The sequence below is a fragment of the Tepidibacter formicigenes DSM 15518 genome (assembly GCF_900142235.1).
GTDB classification, from domain to species: domain Bacteria; phylum Bacillota; class Clostridia; order Peptostreptococcales; family Peptostreptococcaceae; genus Tepidibacter; species Tepidibacter formicigenes.
This window is the reverse complement of the sequence record NZ_FRAE01000048.1, coordinates 1-18690: the sequence shown is the minus strand read 5'-3', so window position 1 is coordinate 18690 and position 18690 is coordinate 1. Positions and strand designations below refer to the sequence as shown.

Genomic DNA, 18690 nt, shown 5'->3' with positions numbered 1-18690 from the left:
CATATTAAATCAAGCCATTTAATTAATTTATTAAACCCTTCAATAGAATTTGAAACTTCAATATACTTCTCTAACTCAATTCCTCTAAAATCTTGAGCTCTAGCAACGTGTGCATATTTAGCTATATCTATTCCAATAATTAAAGTTGATTCTGTTATTTGCGAAATCTTTTTATTTTGTGTATAATTCATTTGTAGTACCTCCATTGATAGTCTTATTTTAATTCGGGGTAAGTTGCAACCTTACACCCTGTATTCTATCAGGAGGTACTTTTTTTATCAAAGTTCAAATTTATTCATTACAGGAATGCTCCTAATATGCATTTTTATTTACAAAACCTTTAAATACAGTAAGCCAAAGAATTTTTATATCAAACCATATACTCCAATTTTCAATATAATAAAGATCATATTCTATCCTTTTAGCAATAGAAGTATCTCCTCTCCATCCACTTACCTGTGCCCAACCTGTAATTCCAGGTCTTACTTGATGCTTTATCATGTATTTTGGGATTTCTTCTTTGAATTTTTCAACAAAATATGGTCTTTCAGGTCTAGGACCTATTAAACTCATATCTCCTTTTAAAACATTAAAAAGCTGAGGAAGCTCATCTATGCTTGTCTTTCTTATAAATGAACCAAATTTAGTCTTTCTTGGATCATCTTTAGTAGTCCACTGAACTTTTTCTTCTTCCTTTTTTTGAACATGCATAGACCTAAATTTATACATATTAAAATTTTTCCTGTTAAGACCCACTCTTTCTTGCTTAAATAGTATTGGTCCTGGCGAAGTTAATTTTATAGTTATAGCAGTAAATATCATAATTGGTGAAAATAATATAATAGCAACAACTGAAGCTATTATATCTAATAATCTTTTTATAAATTTATTTACTATATTATCCAGTGGAACATGCCTTATATTTATTATAGGAAGTCCTTCTATTTCCTCTACATAAGGCCTTGCAGGAATGTACTTGTAATAATCCGGTATTATCTGAGTTCTAACCCCCATTTTTTCACAAATTCCTATTACCCATTTTAATTTTTCATATTCTTTTATATCAAGAGTTATAATTACTTCATCTATATAATGCCCTTGTAAATATCTTTCTAAATCATAAATTTTACCTATAATATTTACATTTTTCACTTTATAACCTAACTTTTTATTATCATCTAATATCCCTGCTACGTTATATCCCCAATGCTTATTTTTTTCAACTCTTTTTAGAAACTCTATAGTAAGATTACTATAACCTACTATTAATGAATGTTTTAAATTATATCCTTTTTTTCTTATATTTCTTAAAAAAAGTCTGATAAATCCTCTTTCTATAATCGTTATACATATAATATTTACTGTAAATATTAAAAGTAGATATCTAGAATAATGTATTTGTTTAATTAAAAATAATATAGTTGCAAGAATAAATATTCCTAATATATTAGCTGTTAATATATTTAAAAACTCTTCATATACACTTTTTAGCCTTCGAGGAGCATATAAGTTAAAAAAACTATATATCACTAAATATATAGGTATTATTAAAAGCACAGGTATAATATATTGTTCAAAACTCAAATGCCCACTATCAACTTTTATCAATCCACTTTGAAATCTTATGTACCACGCTATTAAAAAAGATATTATTATTGACACTGCATCTAATAATACTAATAATCTATTTAAGTACTTTTGATTTTCTTTTATCATCTAATCATCCTTGTCTTTTGAGTAGATTTAATAATAAAGATAATATTAATTTAATTATTATTCCTAAATAAACTGTAAATGTAACTAAAATATTATATTCTTTTTTATAATGCTTATTATAGAACAAATACATAGCTCTATGAAATTCATATATTGTTTTAAATCTTTTTTTCTTAGCACTTGATCCTTTATAATGTATTATTTTTGCTCCTGGGTAATATATTATTTTATATCCTGATTTTTTTATTCTATAACACCAATCTATGTCTTCTCCATACATAAAAAAATCTTCATCAAGCATTCCAACTTCATTTATAATTTTTTTAGGTATTATCATAAATGCTCCAACTAAACTGTCTACTTCATTTATTTCATTTTCGTCTAAATATGTTAAGTTGTATTGTCCAAACTTTTTAATATTAGAAAATAATTTGTCTAGCTTTAACATATAAAAAAGAGAAGCCTGTGGAGTTGGAAATCCTCTTTTGCAAGGCTTATCTAATTTTCCATCAGGAAGTAATACCTTACATCCTAAAGCTCCTATATTGTTATCTTTTTTTATGTATTTTAAACATTTATTAAGACAATCATCTACTATTACTGTATCTGAATTTAATGTAAGTATATATTCTCCTTTAGATATCTTAATTCCTATATTATTAGCTTTTGAAAAACCTAGATTTTCTTTGTTTTTAATAATTTTAATTACATTATTATTTATTTCCTTTCTAAAGTCTTTTTCTAATTTCTCTATACTACCGTCATTTGATGCATTATCCACTAATATTATTTCATAACTTATATTATTTTCGTTCTGTATTATAGAGTTTATAGTTTGTTTTGTAAGTTCATATGTTTTAAAATTAACTATTATTATAGATAACATAATACTGCTCCTTAGTTTAAAATAAAGCCATATATTATTTTAACATAATAATATATGGCTTTATAGTAAAATTAAGTTATTTTATAATTTTTGAAAAAATATATTTAAAAGTATTTTTTATAAGCTCTAATTCTATTTTTATATAATTAAATAAATTTTTATTCTTATACTTTACTTTTTCTATTTTATTTAAAGTAGTAAATCCCTCTTTTAATCCATCTAAATATACTTTTCCAAATCCTTTTTTAACAAAGAATAAATACTTTATAAAAAAACCTAAAAGTAAAAATGGAAAATTTGTAATTAATTGTAATAAAGACATATTTTTATATGGAACATATATATTATTTCTTGCTGCGAGTTTCACTTTAAATTCATTGTATCTGCTTCCACTAGTTCCACTTCCTATATGATAAACTATTGCATCTGGACAGTATATGTTTTTGTAGCCATAAATTTTTGCTCTATAGCTTATATCTACGTCTTCCATGTAAGCAAAGAAATTTTCATCAAAATATCCTATTTTATCAAATATCTTCTTTCTATATATAGCAGCTCCTGCACATGAACTAAATATTTCTCTTTTTTTATTGTATCTATTTATATTTTCTCCATCCCCAGTTTTTAATGTCCAACCAAGTAAAGTATATTCATCTCCTGCATCATCTATTAAATTTCTGTGATTATATTGAACCATTTTAGAGGATACCGAAAATACATTTTCATCTTTTTCTATGCATGTAACTAAGTTTTTAAGCCAATCTTCTTCAACTTCTGTGTCGTTATTTAAAAGTACAACATATTCTCCCCTTGCTAATTTTATTCCTTCATTTACAGCTTTAGCAAAGCCATGGTTTTTATTTAAATATATTAATTTTATGTATGAATAATTTTCCTTTATATATTCAACACTGTCATCACTTGAATTGTTGTCTACCATAATTATTTCATATTTATAGCTAAAAGATTGCTTAGATAAAGAATCTAAACAATCTTTTAAGAACTTTTTTCCATTATAATTAGGAATAACTAAAGATATTTTCATTTTACATATTAAACCCCTACACCAAAATATTTAAATCCTTTCTCTTCTACTAATTCTCTTTCATATATATTTCTTAAATCAAAGAAATAGTTGTCTTTCATACTTTCTTTTAGTCTATCTAAATCCATGTTTCTAAATTGATGCCATTCTGTTATTATAATCAACGCATCTGCATTAATATTTGCTTCATATTCATCTGTATAGAATTCTATACTATCTTTTATATGTCCTAATCTCCATTTACCTTCTTTTTCACCCTCAGGGTCAAATATTTTCATTTTAGCTCCCATTTTTGCAAGCTCTGTTAATATTACTAATGAAGGAGCTTCTCTCATATCATCAGTTTTAGGTTTAAATGTTATACCTAATATACCTAAAGTTTTTCCTTCTAAACTACCCATGGCATTTTTTATTTTTTCTACCATCTTAAGTTTTTGATTTTCATTAGCTTTAACTGTTGTCTCTATTAAAGATATTACTTCTCCATGTTCTCTTGCTATATTGGCTAAAGCTTTTGTATCTTTAGGGAAACAACTTCCTCCATATCCTGGTCCTGCATGTAAAAATTTAGGAGATATTCTTCCATCTCTACCCATGGCTTTTGCAACATGTTGTACATTAGCTCCTACTTTTTCACAAAGGTTAGCAACCTCATTTATAAATGTTATCTTCATAGCTAAAAATGCATTTGATGCATATTTTATCATTTCAGCTGTTTCTATGTTAGTTTCTACAAAAGGAGTTTCATTTAAATATAAAACTCTATATACATCTCTCATAATTTTTGTTGCTTTTTCTGATTCAGATCCTATAACAACTCTGTCTGGATGTGTAAAGTCATATATAGCAGAACCTTCTCTTAAAAACTCCGGATTAGACACTACATCAAATTTATAGTCTACTTCTCTTTCTTTAAGAATATCATTAACTACTTTTTTAACCTTTTGTCCAGTACCTATAGGTACTGTAGATTTATCTACTATGACTTTATAACCATTCATATACATGGCTATATCCTTAGCTACCTGAAGTACATACTGAAGATCAGCACTTCCATCATCCTTTGGAGGAGTTCCTACAGCTATAAATATTACTTCACTTTCCTCTACTGCACTTTTAATATCAGTTGTAAAATCTAGCCTTTTATAATACATATTTCTTTTTACTAAATCATCAAGTCCTGGTTCATATATAGGTATTATTCCTTTTTTTAATCCTTCTATCTTATCTTTATTATTATCTACACACATTACATTAAGTCCAAAATCAGCAAGACACGTACCCGCAACAAGACCTACATACCCAGATCCTATAACTGCTATTTTTTTCATATAAACACATCCTTTTATTATAATTTTACTTATTCATTCGAATTTGTATTTTATAGAAAATATATCTAAATAAATCAAATACTAGTCCTAATTGTATTTTTATGTAGTTCTTTATGTTTTTAAATTTAAAATGTGTTTTTTCTATTTTTCTTAAAGTTTTTATTCCCTCTATAGTACCTTCTATATATGATTTTGAATATCCAAGTCTAGAAAAAATCATATATTTAAAAATAAATCCTATAAACAAAAAAGGTGAATTTAATAGTAATTGTAATATAGGCATATTCTTGTATATTAGATATGTATTGTTTCTTGATGTTAAAAACACTTTAAAATCACTATAGCCAGTTCCACTAGTAGCACTTCCTATATGATATATCTTAGCATAAGGACAGTATATATTAATATATCCATAAATATTAGCTCTATAACCTATATCCACATCTTCTAAGTACGCAAAAAATTTTTTATCAAAGTACCCTATTTTTTCAAACAAATCTTTTCTGTATATTGCAGCACCAGCACATGAACTAAACACTTTTTTATATGAATTGCATTTTTCTTTTTTAAATCCATGACCTAATTGCCATGCCAAACCTAATATATTTAATGAATCTCCTGAATCATCAATTAAATCCCTATTATTAAATTGAATCATTTTGCTACTAACAGAAAATATTTTCTCATCCGATTCTATTGTATTTAATAAACATTTAAGCCAATTCTCTTCTGCAATAGTATCGTTGTTCAATAAAACTACATATTTACCTTTGCTTAATTTTATACCATGATTTACTGCCATGCTAAACCCACAATTTTTGCCCATTTCTATAAACGTTATTTTAGGATAGTTTTTATTTACAAATTCTTTACTGTGATCTGAAGAACCATTATCTATTATTATTATCTCAAAGTCTTTAAAAGATTGCTTAGCTAATGATTCTAAGCAATCTTTTAGTAATTTTCTACCATTATAATTTGGTATTATCACAGATATTTTCATATTTCTCTCCTACCAAAATCTAATTATCTTTTTTTAATTAATTCTGTTATCCATAGCTTGCTTAAATTTACACCTAAATCTAAATCTACTTTTGGATTCCAATCAAATTCTTTCTTTAACCTATCTATATTCAAAATTATTTTTTCAACATTCTCATCTTTGGAATTTTTTTCTTTAATGCGTATTTTTTTCTTAGTTGCTTTTTCAATTGAATTTATTAAATCTTGTAAACTTAATCCAATACCACTTCCAACATTATAGATATCATAATTTGTTTTTTCTTTGAATGCTATCCTCACCGTAGCCTCTATTAAATCATCTATATATATATAATCTCTTATTATCTTGGTTTTATCCCCATAAATGGTAATTTCTTCTCCATTTAAATGTTTATAGAGAAATATATTTATAGCCCCCGTTCCTTTACTTGGATATTGATACTTTCCATATGGATTAGAGTACCTACAAACACAATAATTTATGTTATATTTTCTTTTATAAAAATTTAAATAATTTTCAATAGATGCTTTTGTTATTCCATAAGGGGATATTGGTTTTCTTGGATGATTTTCATCTACAGGAACATACCTAGGTTCTCCATATACAGTTCCTCCAGAAGATGCAAATATCAATTTCTTTATTTTATTTTCTTTTAATCCTTCTAACAAATTAATCATATACAGTACATTATTATTATCTTTGTAAACATCATTAATTGAACTAGAAACATTTGTACAAGATACAAAATAAAAAATATAATCTATGTTTTTTATAGAACTTCTTATTATCTCCCTATCTGTAAGGTTTCCTCTTATAAATTCTATTTTATCTATTATTTCAAGCGGAATATTATTATTATTTCTACTCAATACTCTCACTTTCATTCCTAAATCCAATAATTTAATAATTAAATTTATTCCAATAAATCCATTACCACCAATAACTAAGCATTTGTTATTATCTATCTTCATATTCTTACATCTCCATACAATCTAAATATTTATGATTTTTTGCATATAAGTATATTTTTCCAATCATATTGAATTACCTTGCTATAATAGTTTTCTTTTGTTATGTTAAAACCTATTGCTTTTAATTCTTTTATTATTTCTTTATCATTAATATTTTCAGAACTATTAATTAAAGCAACACCTTCAATATCTAATGCTTCATATATATTCTTTGAAATTTTTTTATAGTTATCAATTTCCCAATCTATTTCCTGTATAATTAAAACCTTTGGTTTTCTATCTTCTAGTTCTTTTAATCTTTTGTTCATATCTATTGTGTTGTCTGCATTTATTGTTTCAAGTTTAAACATTTTATTTAATTTATAATGAAATTGTGATTTTTCTATATTAAATGCTATACAACTTAAATTTCTATAAATTAAATTTGATTTAGCTAGATATTTATACAAACTTCTTTGGAAATTAGTAGATTGACAATTTGGACATATATAACTATCTCCTTTAATATCATATTTCAAGCCTTTCCAATTACATACATTGCATTTTTTACCACGATTACTTTTTACATAATCAAATTCACTTACTATATCCATGTCTAAAGGGTGTACCGCTATAGTATTCTCATCCATAAAAGCATCAATATTAGGTTGAGTTTTTTTTGTTAAAGATACTATAGATTCTATCTCTCCTAATTTCCATCCGCAACTTTCTAAATAATAACTATATTCAACATCCATATAATTATGAGGTAATTCATTGCTAAAACCACCACATTCTCTATAAGCTTGTCTTCTTAATATATATAATCCACCTTGTACATGATAAAAATTTCTATCAGGATGTTCTATTGCAAAATTCTTATTTCTAAATTTACTAAACCATTCTTGCTCCATATAGGTTTTACCGTTGTAATATTTTGGAGAAGCTATTATATGTCCAGCAATTGCTACATCATTATTTTCTCTCATATAATTAATACATTCTCTTTCCCAGCCTAATTCTCCTATAAATCCTTCCTTACTACAGACATATATAATATAATCTCCATTAGAATTTTCTATAGCTAAATTAGAAGCAGGTCCACAGTATATATTTGATTGTAATTCTATTAATTTTACATTATCATTATTTATTGTAAATTCATGTAAATATTTTTTAAATTCTTCTTCACTCCCATTATCTACAATTGTAAGATTGAAAGGTGTAGTAGTATATTTATAGATTCTATCTATTATCTCTTTTGTTTCTTGAAGATTTCTATATTTATCTTTATCATAAGTTACTAAAAATATATCTACATATCGATTCATCCAAATATCAATTAACGTATTCATAGTATGCTCTATCTTAGCTACTAAATTAACAGTTTCTCTAGCATTTAATAATATATTTCTTAGTTTGTTTGAGTTCATATTTAATATTTCTTTAATTTTTATAGCTAATGCTTCCGGTTTTTTAGGAGGAACTATAAAACCTGAAAAATTATTTTTTACGATTTCAGGAATTACTGATGTATCTGTAGAAATTACAGGGACCCCAAAAGACATAGCCTCAAGTATTACCGTAGGTATTCCATCCATATCTCCATTTGAAGCTCTAACGCAAGGCAACACAAATAAATCACTTTCTTTATATACTGTTTTTAAATTTTCATACCCCTCAATAGTTCCACATAACTTAACATTTTTTAATTGTAACTTATTAATCAGTTCCTCATATTCTTGTTCTAATGGTCCATAACCATATATCCTGATTTCTACATCTAAGTCTTTTATTAAATCTGCAGCTTTTATTAAATCCTCTAATCCTTTCTTTTCAACAAATCTAGCTATAGTTGAAATAATTCTTCTTTTCCTATTTAATCTTTTTTCAAAATTTTTATCTTCATTAAATAATTCATATCTAACAGCTTGTCTTGCTATTATGAGCTTATTAGAAGGCACTCCTCTATCAACTAAGTAGTTGTAATGAAACTTCCCTGGTATTATTACTTTTTTGCAAAGTGTATGACTAGATATTTCATTTATTTTATTTCTCTTCTCATTCGCATAGTGAAATATATCTACAGCATGAGCACTTACAGTAAAAGGTGTATTTGTTTTTATTGCTGCTGGGTATGTTAATAAAGTGCATGCTGGATAAACAAAATGAGTGTGAAGCATATTTATCTCATGTTCTTCTATAAGTTTAGCGAGTTCTTCATCATTTTCTACTTTATAAGCTTCGATTGGAAAGTCTGGTTCTTTACTCTTATCTGCTAAAGCCTTATAAAAAACCTTAACTTCATAACCATTTTGAACCAACCATCTTAATTCATTAAATACAAAAGTTTGTGAAAAAGCAGGATAATCCCAGAGTACATATCCAATTCTCAACTTATCAACACCTAAAGAAATTCTTTCTTCTTTATGTAATTCTATAACTTTTTTTCTATTTGGATCTAAAGCAACTGTATTAGATATATTATTCAAAGTATTATTCAAATAATACTTTGCAAGCACTTTGTCTATAAAGATAGGCTCATTTAACTTAGTATATCTAATTATTAATTCCCAATCTACAAGTCTTCTTAATTGTTCATTAAATCCTCCATATTGCTCATAGATTCTTCTTCTATGCATAAATATATTTAAATCAATGAAGTTCCCACTTAATAATCTTTTTCTATCAAATTTAACTTTTCTAACAAAGTTTTTATTCCTTACTTCATCAAATACTTCAATGCATGCATATGCCGTCCCACAAGTTGGATTTGATACAAATACATTCACCATTGTACTTAAATAATCGTCATACCATTCATTGTCAGAATCTATATATGCAATTAATTCACCTGTAGACAATTCCAAACCCTTATTACGTGCTTTACAAACTCCACCATGTGCTAGTTTATAATACTTAATTTTACCTTCAGCTATCTCATTTTTGTATTTTTCATATAAATAACTTTCTGTATTGTCCTCACTTCCATCATCTGCAATTATTAACTCATAATTTGTATATTTTTGTTTTAATACAGAATCTATAGCTCTACCTATTATTTTTTCTCTATTCCAAGTTGGGAGTATTATAGATACTTTAGGCATGTTTAAAGTATTAAATTCACTATAATTAAAAGGAATCTTCTTAACCTTTTCATTATTAGTATTTAAATTTTCTGAATTTTGTTTAATTTTATCATTGCTAAATTTATTGTTTTCTAATACAAAATTAGGCTTAGGAATTCTGCCTTCTTTTGCTCCATAAAAAACATAATGAATTAAAGGATTCATTTTAGAATCTTTTACGTCACTATTGCTTCTCATATAATATTTTGAATCAAAAAACTCACTAGGATTTCTTCCTTCAAATCCACCATAGTATATGTAATGAATTAGTGGATCTAAGCCTGAAATTTTAACATCAGGGTAATTAGTTAAATAATAATCTTCATCAAATAAATAGGACCCTTTTAATAATAAATATGCCTTTAGATTTAAAATATTTTTCTTTCCAGGATTCTTTATTAATTTCCATATAAAGTAGGCCATCTTGTTCTTATATTTACTTCCTTGCAATCTAGTTTTAGTTATTTCTTTATATTTCAATATATCATTATTTTTTAGCCATAATTGATACTGATTCATTATATTTGTTATAAATTCAGACGGAGTAGGCTGCTTTTTTATAAATAATACTCTTCTTTTGAACTCCCCTACTAAATTTGAAAATTTCCATCTTTTTGAACCTAATAGCACATTTATACCTTCATTTAATTGAATCATCCACGAGTTAAGTTTTTTATTTTCTTCATTTAATTTACTTAACTCTTTTTGCTTTTTTATTATATCATTTTTTAAACTTTTATTTTCTTCATTTAATTTACTTAACTCTTTTTGCTTTTTTATTATATCATTTTTTAAACTTTTATTTTCTTTCTGTATTTCATTTATTTTTTCTAAATATTTTTCCATTTTTAAATTTAGGTCATCTATGTGTGTATCTTGTTCAAATATCTTTTTATTTAATTTTTGTTTTAAATTACTTAATTCTATTTTTTCTTTTTTTAATAGTTCTATTTTTTTTATATACTCTTGTAATTCTTCTTCTTTTTTGCTTAATATCTTATTTACTTCTTCAAAAGACTTTTTTACTTTTGTTAGTTCTGTTTCTATATTTTTTATTTTATTTTCCTTATATAGAGATTCACTTTTATATTCAAGTAATCGTATATGATCTTTCATTAAATTTTTATCTATATTTTCTATATGTCTATGAATAAAATGCGATACTTCTAAATGTTGTAAAGTATTTTCAAGTTCTTTATTATTTTTTAAATACTCATTAGAAGCTATTATTCCAATCCCATTAAAACCAGAAATTTTAATAAACTTGAATTGATTGTCATTCTCTTGTAAAAAATCTTCTATTGCTGTTAATACTCCATTTTGTAAAGAATTTTCATAAATTGAATTACATAGTTCTGAATTTAATCCACCTTTTTCAAGTAAATTTGTTGATTCTGGATCAATACCTTTTTTAGCATAAGGTTTCCTATATGCTAAAGGTATATTTTCTGGGTTATAATATAAATCTCTACGAGCATATGGCCAGGAAACATCATGTAAAATTATTATAGGGAAATTTTCTAAGCTATTATTTTTATATATTATTTTCAATTCATTGTAAACAGTATACCAATTATGATCTCCATCTATTAATACAATATCGTAACAATTTAATTTAGGTAGCACATTTAAACTCAACTCTTTATATATCTTTAAATATTTCATATTATTTTTTTCCCAAATTTTAGTATCATATCTAGGTGATGGATCTATAACTGTTATTTTACCATCATTCCTCTTGCAGTATTCAAGAACTTTTTCTGTATTTTTCCCTTCATCACTTCCAATTTCTACAATGTGTTTAGGTTTTCTTTTCTCAAATATAGGTTGAATAATACTTTCCCAAAATCTATTCATTATTTCTCTACTCCTTATAATTTTTGAATTTATTACAAAGTTCTATACTATTCCCTATTGCCTTAACCTTTCCCTTTTCTAACCAAACAACTCTATCACATAGACTTTCTACTTTATTTATAGAGTGTGATACAAATAATACAGTTGTTCCACTATTTATCATATCTTTTATTCTTTCTTCACATTTTCTTTGAAATTTAAAATCTCCTACCGATAATACCTCATCTACTATAAGTATATCTGGGTTAAGCAAAGTAGCGATAGAAAATCCAAGTCTAGCCTTCATTCCTGAAGAATAATTTTTTAAAGGTACATCAATAAACTCTTGCAACTGAGAAAATTCTATAATTTCATCAAATTTATCTTCCATAAAATTTTGATTATACCCTAAAATAGCTCCATTTAGAAATATATTTTCACGTCCAGTCATATTAGGGTCAAAACCAGCACCTAATTCAATAAGAGGTGCCACCGTTCCGTTAATATTTACAACTCCTTCTGATGGTTTTAAAACACCTGCTATAATTTTAAGTAAGGTGCTTTTCCCTGCTCCGTTTAATCCTATAATCCCTAATATTTCACCTTTTTTAACAGAAAAATTAACATCTTTAAGAGCATAAAACTCCTGAAATAGAAGTTGTCTCTTTACAAGCTTTACTATGTATTCTTTTAAATTATCAATTTTTTCTTTGCTCAAATTGAACTTCATAGATACATTTTTCACTTCTATTATCTTTTCATTACTACAACGCAATTATACTCCTCCTAATAATAACCGTTTATATATACAAAATAAACTTGTCTTGTTTTTTCTTAAAAACAATAATACCAAATACTATCGAAAATAAACTGATTAGTATACATATTAAATGTTTTTGTAAAGAAATAATTTGACCATATAACACAATTTCTCTAAAACATTCTATAATATAATATAACGGATTTAAATATATAACAAATTTAAAAGAATCAGGAATTATTTCTACTGGATAAAATAAAGGTGTTAAATACATCCAAGCTGTTAAAACAACACTATACAAATGAACTATATCTCTAAAAAAAACTGTATATGCGGCCAAAGTTAATCCTATACCTATAGAAAAAATAAAAATATATATAAGAGGTAAAGGTATTAGCATTATAGCCCAAGTAATCTTTACATTTGTTACAATCATAACTATAAATAAAGCTATTAGTGAAAATAGTAAATTAACAAATGTGGATATTCCCTTTGATATAGGAAAAATATATTTAGGTATATAAACCTTTCTAATTAAAATTCCATTACTAACTATTGATGTCATTGCTTCTCTTGTTGATTGTGAATAAAAATCAAATATAATTCTTCCACATAATAAATATACAGGAAAATTATCAATACTTCTTTTAAAAAGTGTAGAAAATACTATTGTTAAGACTAACATCATAAGTAATGGATTTAGAATACTCCATAATATCCCTAAAACAGACCTTCTATATTTTAGCTTTATATCTCGTAAAACTAATTCTTTTAATAAAGGTCTATATTTTTTAAAATTATATATATACTCATTCACTTCTTACACCTCTAAAAATTTATCTATTTTTATACATCTGCTCATAATATTCCATATATTCTCCAGAAATTATATTCTCCCACCATGGCTTATTATCCAAATACCACTGTATAGTTTCCTTTATTCCTTCTTCAAATGTATACTCAGGCTTCCATCCAAGTTCTGTAGTTATTTTAGTATTATCTATTGCATATCTTTTATCATGTCCTAATCTATCTTTTACATATTTAATTAAATCTTCTGATTTTCCAAGAGTTTTAATAATAATCTTAACTATTTCTATATTTGCTTTTTCATTATTTCCACCTACATTATAAACTTCTCCTAATTTACCTTTATGAAGTACTGTATCAATCGCAGCACAGTGATCCTTAACATGAAGCCAATCTCTTATTTGCATTCCATCTCCATATACAGGTAAATCTTTCTCACTTAAACAATTAGCTATCATAAGTGGTATTAACTTTTCTGGAAATTGATATGGTCCATAATTATTTGAACATCTAGTAATATTTACTGGCAACTTAAAAGTTTCACTATATGCTCTAACTATCATATCAGCACTAGCTTTAGATGCTGAATATGGACTATTTGGAGAAAGTGTTGTTGTTTCTGTAAACATTCCCTCTTTTCCAAGTGTTCCATAAACTTCATCTGTTGATACTTGAATGTATTTTACTCCTTCTTTATATATAGGGTAACCTATTTCATCTTTTCCTATCTGCCAGCTTTTTTTAGCTACATCTAAAAGTACTTGTGTTCCTAAAACATTAGTTTTTACAAATATCTCTGGATCTTCTATACTTCTATCAACATGAGATTCTGCTGCAAAATTTACAACACAATCTATATTTTCTTCTTCAAATATTCTTTCCACTAGCTCTCTATCAGTTATAGAACCTTTTATAAACTTATAATTATTATTCTCTTCTATTCCTTTTAAGTTTTCCAAGTTTCCTGCATAAGTAAGAAGATCTAAATTAATTATTCTATAATCATTATATTTATCTAACATATATCTAACAAAATTAGATCCTATAAATCCAGCTCCACCTGTAATTAATATATTTTTCATTTACTTCTCTCCTTTATATTCAAATGGTAAATCAAGTTCTTTTAATCTTTTTTGTTTTTTATCCTTATCTGATAAAATAACTTCTTCTATATCATCTAAAGGCCAATCAATTCCTATATCTGAATCATTCCAAAGTACTCCAGCGTCATATTCAGGAGCATAATAATCAGTACACTTATAGTTAAATACTGCTTCATCTGATAAAACTAAAAAGCCATGGGCAAATCCTTCTGGTACATAAAACTGCCTTTTATTTTCTTCAGTAAGAATGACTCCCTCCCACTTTCCATATGTAGGAGACCCCTTTCTTAAATCTACTGCTACATCAAATACTTTACCTTTAGTTACTCTAACAAGCTTCCCTTGAGTGTGTTTCGTCTGAAAATGAAGTCCTCTTAAAACTCCTTTTTTAGATTTTGATTCATTATCTTGAACAAAGTCCATAGTAAGTCCAGCTTCATGAAAATCTTTTTTATTATAGCTTTCCATGAAGTATCCTCTATTATCTCCAAACACTTTAGGTTCTATTATATATAAGTCCTTTATACTTGTTTCTATAAACTTAAAATTTCCCATTATTTCACCTCTATATTCCTTTGGCTATATCTTCTAAATATTTTCCATAGTCTGTTTTTAAAAGTGGTTTTGAAAGCTCTAATAACTTTTCTTTATTTATATATCCAAGTCTATAAGCTATTTCTTCAAGACAGGCTATATAAAGACCTTGTCTTTTTTGAACAGCTTCTACAAAGTTACTTGCTTCTAAAAGCCCACTATGAGTTCCTGTATCAAGCCAAGCCATCCCTCTACCAAACAGCTCTACCTTAAGTTTTCCTCTTTTTAAATATTCATTATTTATACTTGTTATTTCAAGCTCTCCTCTAGCTGATGGTTTGACATTTTTAGCAATTTCTACTACACTATTATCGTAAAAATAAAGACCTGGAACTGCATAGTTAGACTTTGGATGTTCTGGTTTTTCTTCTATAGACAAAACATTTCCTTCTTTATCAAAATCAACAACTCCAAAAGCCTTAGGATTTTTAACGTAATATCCAAATATAACTGCTCCTTCTTTTAATGAAGCTGCTCTTATAAGAGTTTCACTAAATCTTTGTCCATAAAATATATTATCACCTAAAACTAAAGCTACATTATCATTTCCTATAAATTCTTCTCCTATTATAAAAGCTTCAGCAAGTCCATTTGGATTTTCTTGAACCTTGTATGTAAATGAAACTCCAAAATCACTTCCATCTCCTAGTAATTCTTTATACATAGGCAAATCTCTAGGTGTTGAAATTATTAATATTTCTCTTATTCCAGAGAGCATAAGTACTGATATTGGATAATATATCATTGGCTTATCATATATTGGCAATAATTGTTTTGATACTGATTTTGTTATTGGATAAAGTCTTGTTCCTGATCCTCCTGCTAATACTATCCCTTTCATAAAATCCTCCATATCATAAGTTTATTTATATTATATTATTTTGTTATATTTATATTTTAATTCTTTGATTTAGTTAAATTTTATTTTAAAGTTTGTCATTTATATTGTATATAAAAAAATACTATTATTCAATGTTATTTTCCACAAAAATGCAAAAGCTGTCAACATTTAATGCTAACAGCTTTCAAAATATTATTTATTTAATCCTAAAAAAACTTTTGCTTTGTTTATTCTACCCATAGATTTCTCGTTTAAGTCAATTTTAAATCTATCTTTAACATATCCTTGTGGAACATCTTTTACTCCTTGTAGCAAAGTATTCTTTTTATTTTCTAAATCTTTATTTAAATTATTAACTTTTTTCTCAATATCTAATATATTTTTAAAATATTCTATTCCCTTTTTTACATCTTGTTTTTCTATATAATAAGACGCCATGGCATAATTTATTTCTATAAGCTCATTATAGGTTCCATCATCAATTGGATAATACTCTTCTAGTTTTTTAGCAACTTCAAATGCAGTATTTACATCACCTAATTTAAAATAATACATTATAACATTTTTTAATATTTTAAAATCTGTTTTCCCTAGTTCTAAAGCTTTTTGAGCATTGTTTCTAGATTCTTCTATAAGTTCTTTTGAGTTTTGTTGTTTTGCCAAGACTATATCAATATTTGCTAAATCCATCTTATAACTAGCAATATAAGGTGAAACTACACTAGCCTTTTTAAATTCTTTTTTAACTAATTCAAAATCCTTATTTTTTGCAATATCTATTCCTTTTTGTGCATATATATTTCCTATCTTTGAACCTGAAATAAAAAGAATAATTATTATACTTAAAGCTATAAATACGCTTTTTGGAATGCTAAAAATTATGTTCTTTTTCTTATCAACAAACAAATATTTTCTTTCAAGTGATATAATCATACCTAAAAGTATCCATACTGTAATTGCATAAGCTCCTAAAGCCATATCAAAGTCTATTATAGTATGAGCGATTAATGCAGTAAGAGCACATATAACTCCTATAATTTTATTATATAAATCAACTTCATCTATATTTTTTATAAGTCTATAGCTTGTGTATATAAAGGATAGTATCATTCCTGCAAATATTATAAGACCAAATGTTCCTATTTCTATCCATACCTGCATTATATAGTTGTGTGATTGAGTTGTCGAGTATTGGTATGTCTTATATTTATTATATAAACTCTGCCAACCTCCTCCACCTGTTCCCAGAAAAGGATTCTCTTTTACTATTTTTAATCCATCTTTATAAAATACATTTCTTTCTACAACTGTGAAAGTTTTAAGATTTATTGCACTAATTCTTTGTGCTACTGATTCTGGAAGATATTTAACTATAGTTCCACTAGTTAATCCTAAAAATCCTAATATTGATAATGCTAATATTGATATAATTAAGTACTTTTTATTTATTTTAAATTTATTAGATGCTTTATCTGATAAAAATGTTAATCCCCCTGATATTATAAATCCTAATATAATCCACATCCATCCACTAGTATTAGTATTTGAAGCACTTTTATAAATACCATTAAAAGTTATAGCAAAAGATATAAGTATATTTATAAAACTTAAAAATACATTTTTTAGTCCATCTTCTTTTAAAAGGATTAAAGCTATTAATCCTACTATAGGAAGAAGCATCCATGCTCCTCTTGAATAAGAAAATATAAGCCCTAAAAATAGTACATACCCACTTCCAGTTAATAAATATTTGTTAGTTTTTTTACTTTGTGTAATTTGGGCCATGGTTAAAAATAAAATTCCAAGCATATAAGCTCCAAATGTATTATGATATTGAAACGTAGAATTTATCATTCCATCTATAAACGCAGATTTATATGTAAAACTTCCAAAAGCTGTTCCAAACCCAATTACAGCTACAACAAGACCACTTAATATTAGAACTATATTTATAAAGCTTAAATCTTTATTTTCTTTTATTGCATAACTAATTACTAAAAAAACAATAAAAAAAGTAGTATTTTTAATAGCTTCAAAAGATGCTAATTGCTTATTATAAGCAAAGAAAACCATTATAATATAAAGTAATACAAATAAAAAAGAAAAAAATTGAAGTGGTGAGAAAAACTTTATTTTACTTTCAGTTTTTGTAACCTTTAAAATCCCAATAATAGATATAAGTAAAAGTATTATACTTGCTGTATACATCTCCCTTTCAAAGAATAACCCTCTAAAAAAAGGTAAAAAGAAAATAACAAATCCAAATATATACAATATTGTATTTGAATTACAATTATCCTTATTAGTATTTTGTATATTCATACTCTACCTCCATAAAATTGAAAAATTTGTTATTTTTATTATCTACACATTGTTATTTTATATTAAAAAAATTCTTTATTCAACATAAAAAACACTTGGGAAAAATCCCAAGTGCTTTTATATATATATTATTCTACAACAACAACCATTTCTACATCGCCATCATTGATTATTACTCTTACAGTTGATCCATCTTCTATATCTGATAAATCTCCTTTTTCAACTTTATCATATTCATTTTCATCAAGTGTTAATACATAAACTGTTGTATCATCAGTTACTTTGTAAGAACCACTTGCTAATTTGATTACATTATTCTTGAATGTTACAACATCTCCTGAAGTCATTTCATATACACTGTCTAT

At 25.9% G+C, this 18690-nt stretch carries 14 protein-coding genes and 1 pseudogene; all 15 read right to left on the bottom strand.

Translation table 11 applies throughout. The annotated features are described in order from the left end of the window. Nucleotides 1-191, bottom strand: a pseudogene (locus tag BUA77_RS13885) (IS110 family transposase); the annotation flags it as partial. A gap of 121 nt (nt 192-312) precedes the next feature. Beyond that, on the bottom strand, nt 313-1716 hold the full coding sequence (locus BUA77_RS09365; protein WP_072889510.1) for an undecaprenyl-phosphate glucose phosphotransferase: 1404 nt from the start codon (nt 1714-1716) through the stop codon (nt 313-315). A 4-nt stretch (nt 1717-1720) separates the two neighbouring features. After that, nucleotides 1721-2602, bottom strand: a complete 882-nt coding sequence (locus tag BUA77_RS09360) for a glycosyltransferase family 2 protein (protein ID WP_242939110.1) — start codon at nt 2600-2602, stop codon at nt 1721-1723. 76 nt (nt 2603-2678) lie between these two features. Then, a complete protein-coding gene (locus BUA77_RS09355) occupies nt 2679-3647 on the bottom strand; it encodes a glycosyltransferase family 2 protein (RefSeq protein ID WP_072889508.1) in 969 nt (322 codons plus the stop codon). Between the two features lie 8 nt (nt 3648-3655). Next, nucleotides 3656-4978 (bottom strand): UDP-glucose dehydrogenase family protein, encoded by a 1323-nt coding sequence (locus BUA77_RS09350; protein WP_072889506.1) that lies wholly within the window; start codon nt 4976-4978, stop codon nt 3656-3658. 25 nt (nt 4979-5003) lie between these two features. Continuing rightward, nucleotides 5004-5981: a glycosyltransferase family 2 protein gene (locus BUA77_RS09345; protein ID WP_072889504.1), complete on the bottom strand. Its 978-nt coding sequence runs from the start codon at nt 5979-5981 to the stop codon at nt 5004-5006. A gap of 23 nt (nt 5982-6004) precedes the next feature. Continuing rightward, on the bottom strand, nt 6005-6952 hold the full coding sequence (locus BUA77_RS09340) for an NAD-dependent epimerase/dehydratase family protein (protein WP_072889502.1): 948 nt from the start codon (nt 6950-6952) through the stop codon (nt 6005-6007). Nucleotides 6953-6981: 29 nt separating this feature from the next. Then, the gene (locus BUA77_RS09335; protein WP_072889499.1) at nt 6982-11916 is read right to left on the bottom strand and encodes a glycosyltransferase; all 4935 of its coding nucleotides are present in this window, start codon (nt 11914-11916) and stop codon (nt 6982-6984) included. Nucleotides 11917-11923: 7 nt separating this feature from the next. Beyond that, on the bottom strand, nt 11924-12670 hold the full coding sequence (locus tag BUA77_RS09330) for an ABC transporter ATP-binding protein (RefSeq protein WP_330390075.1): 747 nt from the start codon (nt 12668-12670) through the stop codon (nt 11924-11926). Nucleotides 12671-12695: 25 nt separating this feature from the next. Next, the gene (locus BUA77_RS09325; protein WP_072889497.1) at nt 12696-13472 is read right to left on the bottom strand and encodes an ABC transporter permease; all 777 of its coding nucleotides are present in this window, start codon (nt 13470-13472) and stop codon (nt 12696-12698) included. Between the two features lie 19 nt (nt 13473-13491). Beyond that, nucleotides 13492-14547 carry a dTDP-glucose 4,6-dehydratase gene (gene rfbB / locus BUA77_RS09320; RefSeq protein WP_072889495.1) on the bottom strand — a complete coding sequence of 352 codons (1056 nt, stop codon included), beginning with the start codon at nt 14545-14547 and terminating at the stop codon, nt 13492-13494. After that, nucleotides 14548-15123, bottom strand: coding sequence for a dTDP-4-dehydrorhamnose 3,5-epimerase (rfbC, locus tag BUA77_RS09315; protein WP_072889493.1), 576 nt, complete (start codon nt 15121-15123; stop codon nt 14548-14550). 10 nt (nt 15124-15133) lie between these two features. Then, nucleotides 15134-16003 (bottom strand): glucose-1-phosphate thymidylyltransferase RfbA, encoded by an 870-nt coding sequence (gene rfbA, locus BUA77_RS09310; RefSeq protein WP_072889491.1) that lies wholly within the window; start codon nt 16001-16003, stop codon nt 15134-15136. A 192-nt stretch (nt 16004-16195) separates the two neighbouring features. Beyond that, entirely contained in the window at nt 16196-18325 is a 2130-nt protein-coding gene (locus tag BUA77_RS09305; protein ID WP_072889488.1) for an O-antigen ligase family protein, read from the bottom strand. A gap of 128 nt (nt 18326-18453) precedes the next feature. After that, nucleotides 18454-18690: hypothetical protein (locus BUA77_RS13880; RefSeq protein WP_200773949.1), on the bottom strand; the 237-nt coding region annotated here is incomplete at its 5' end.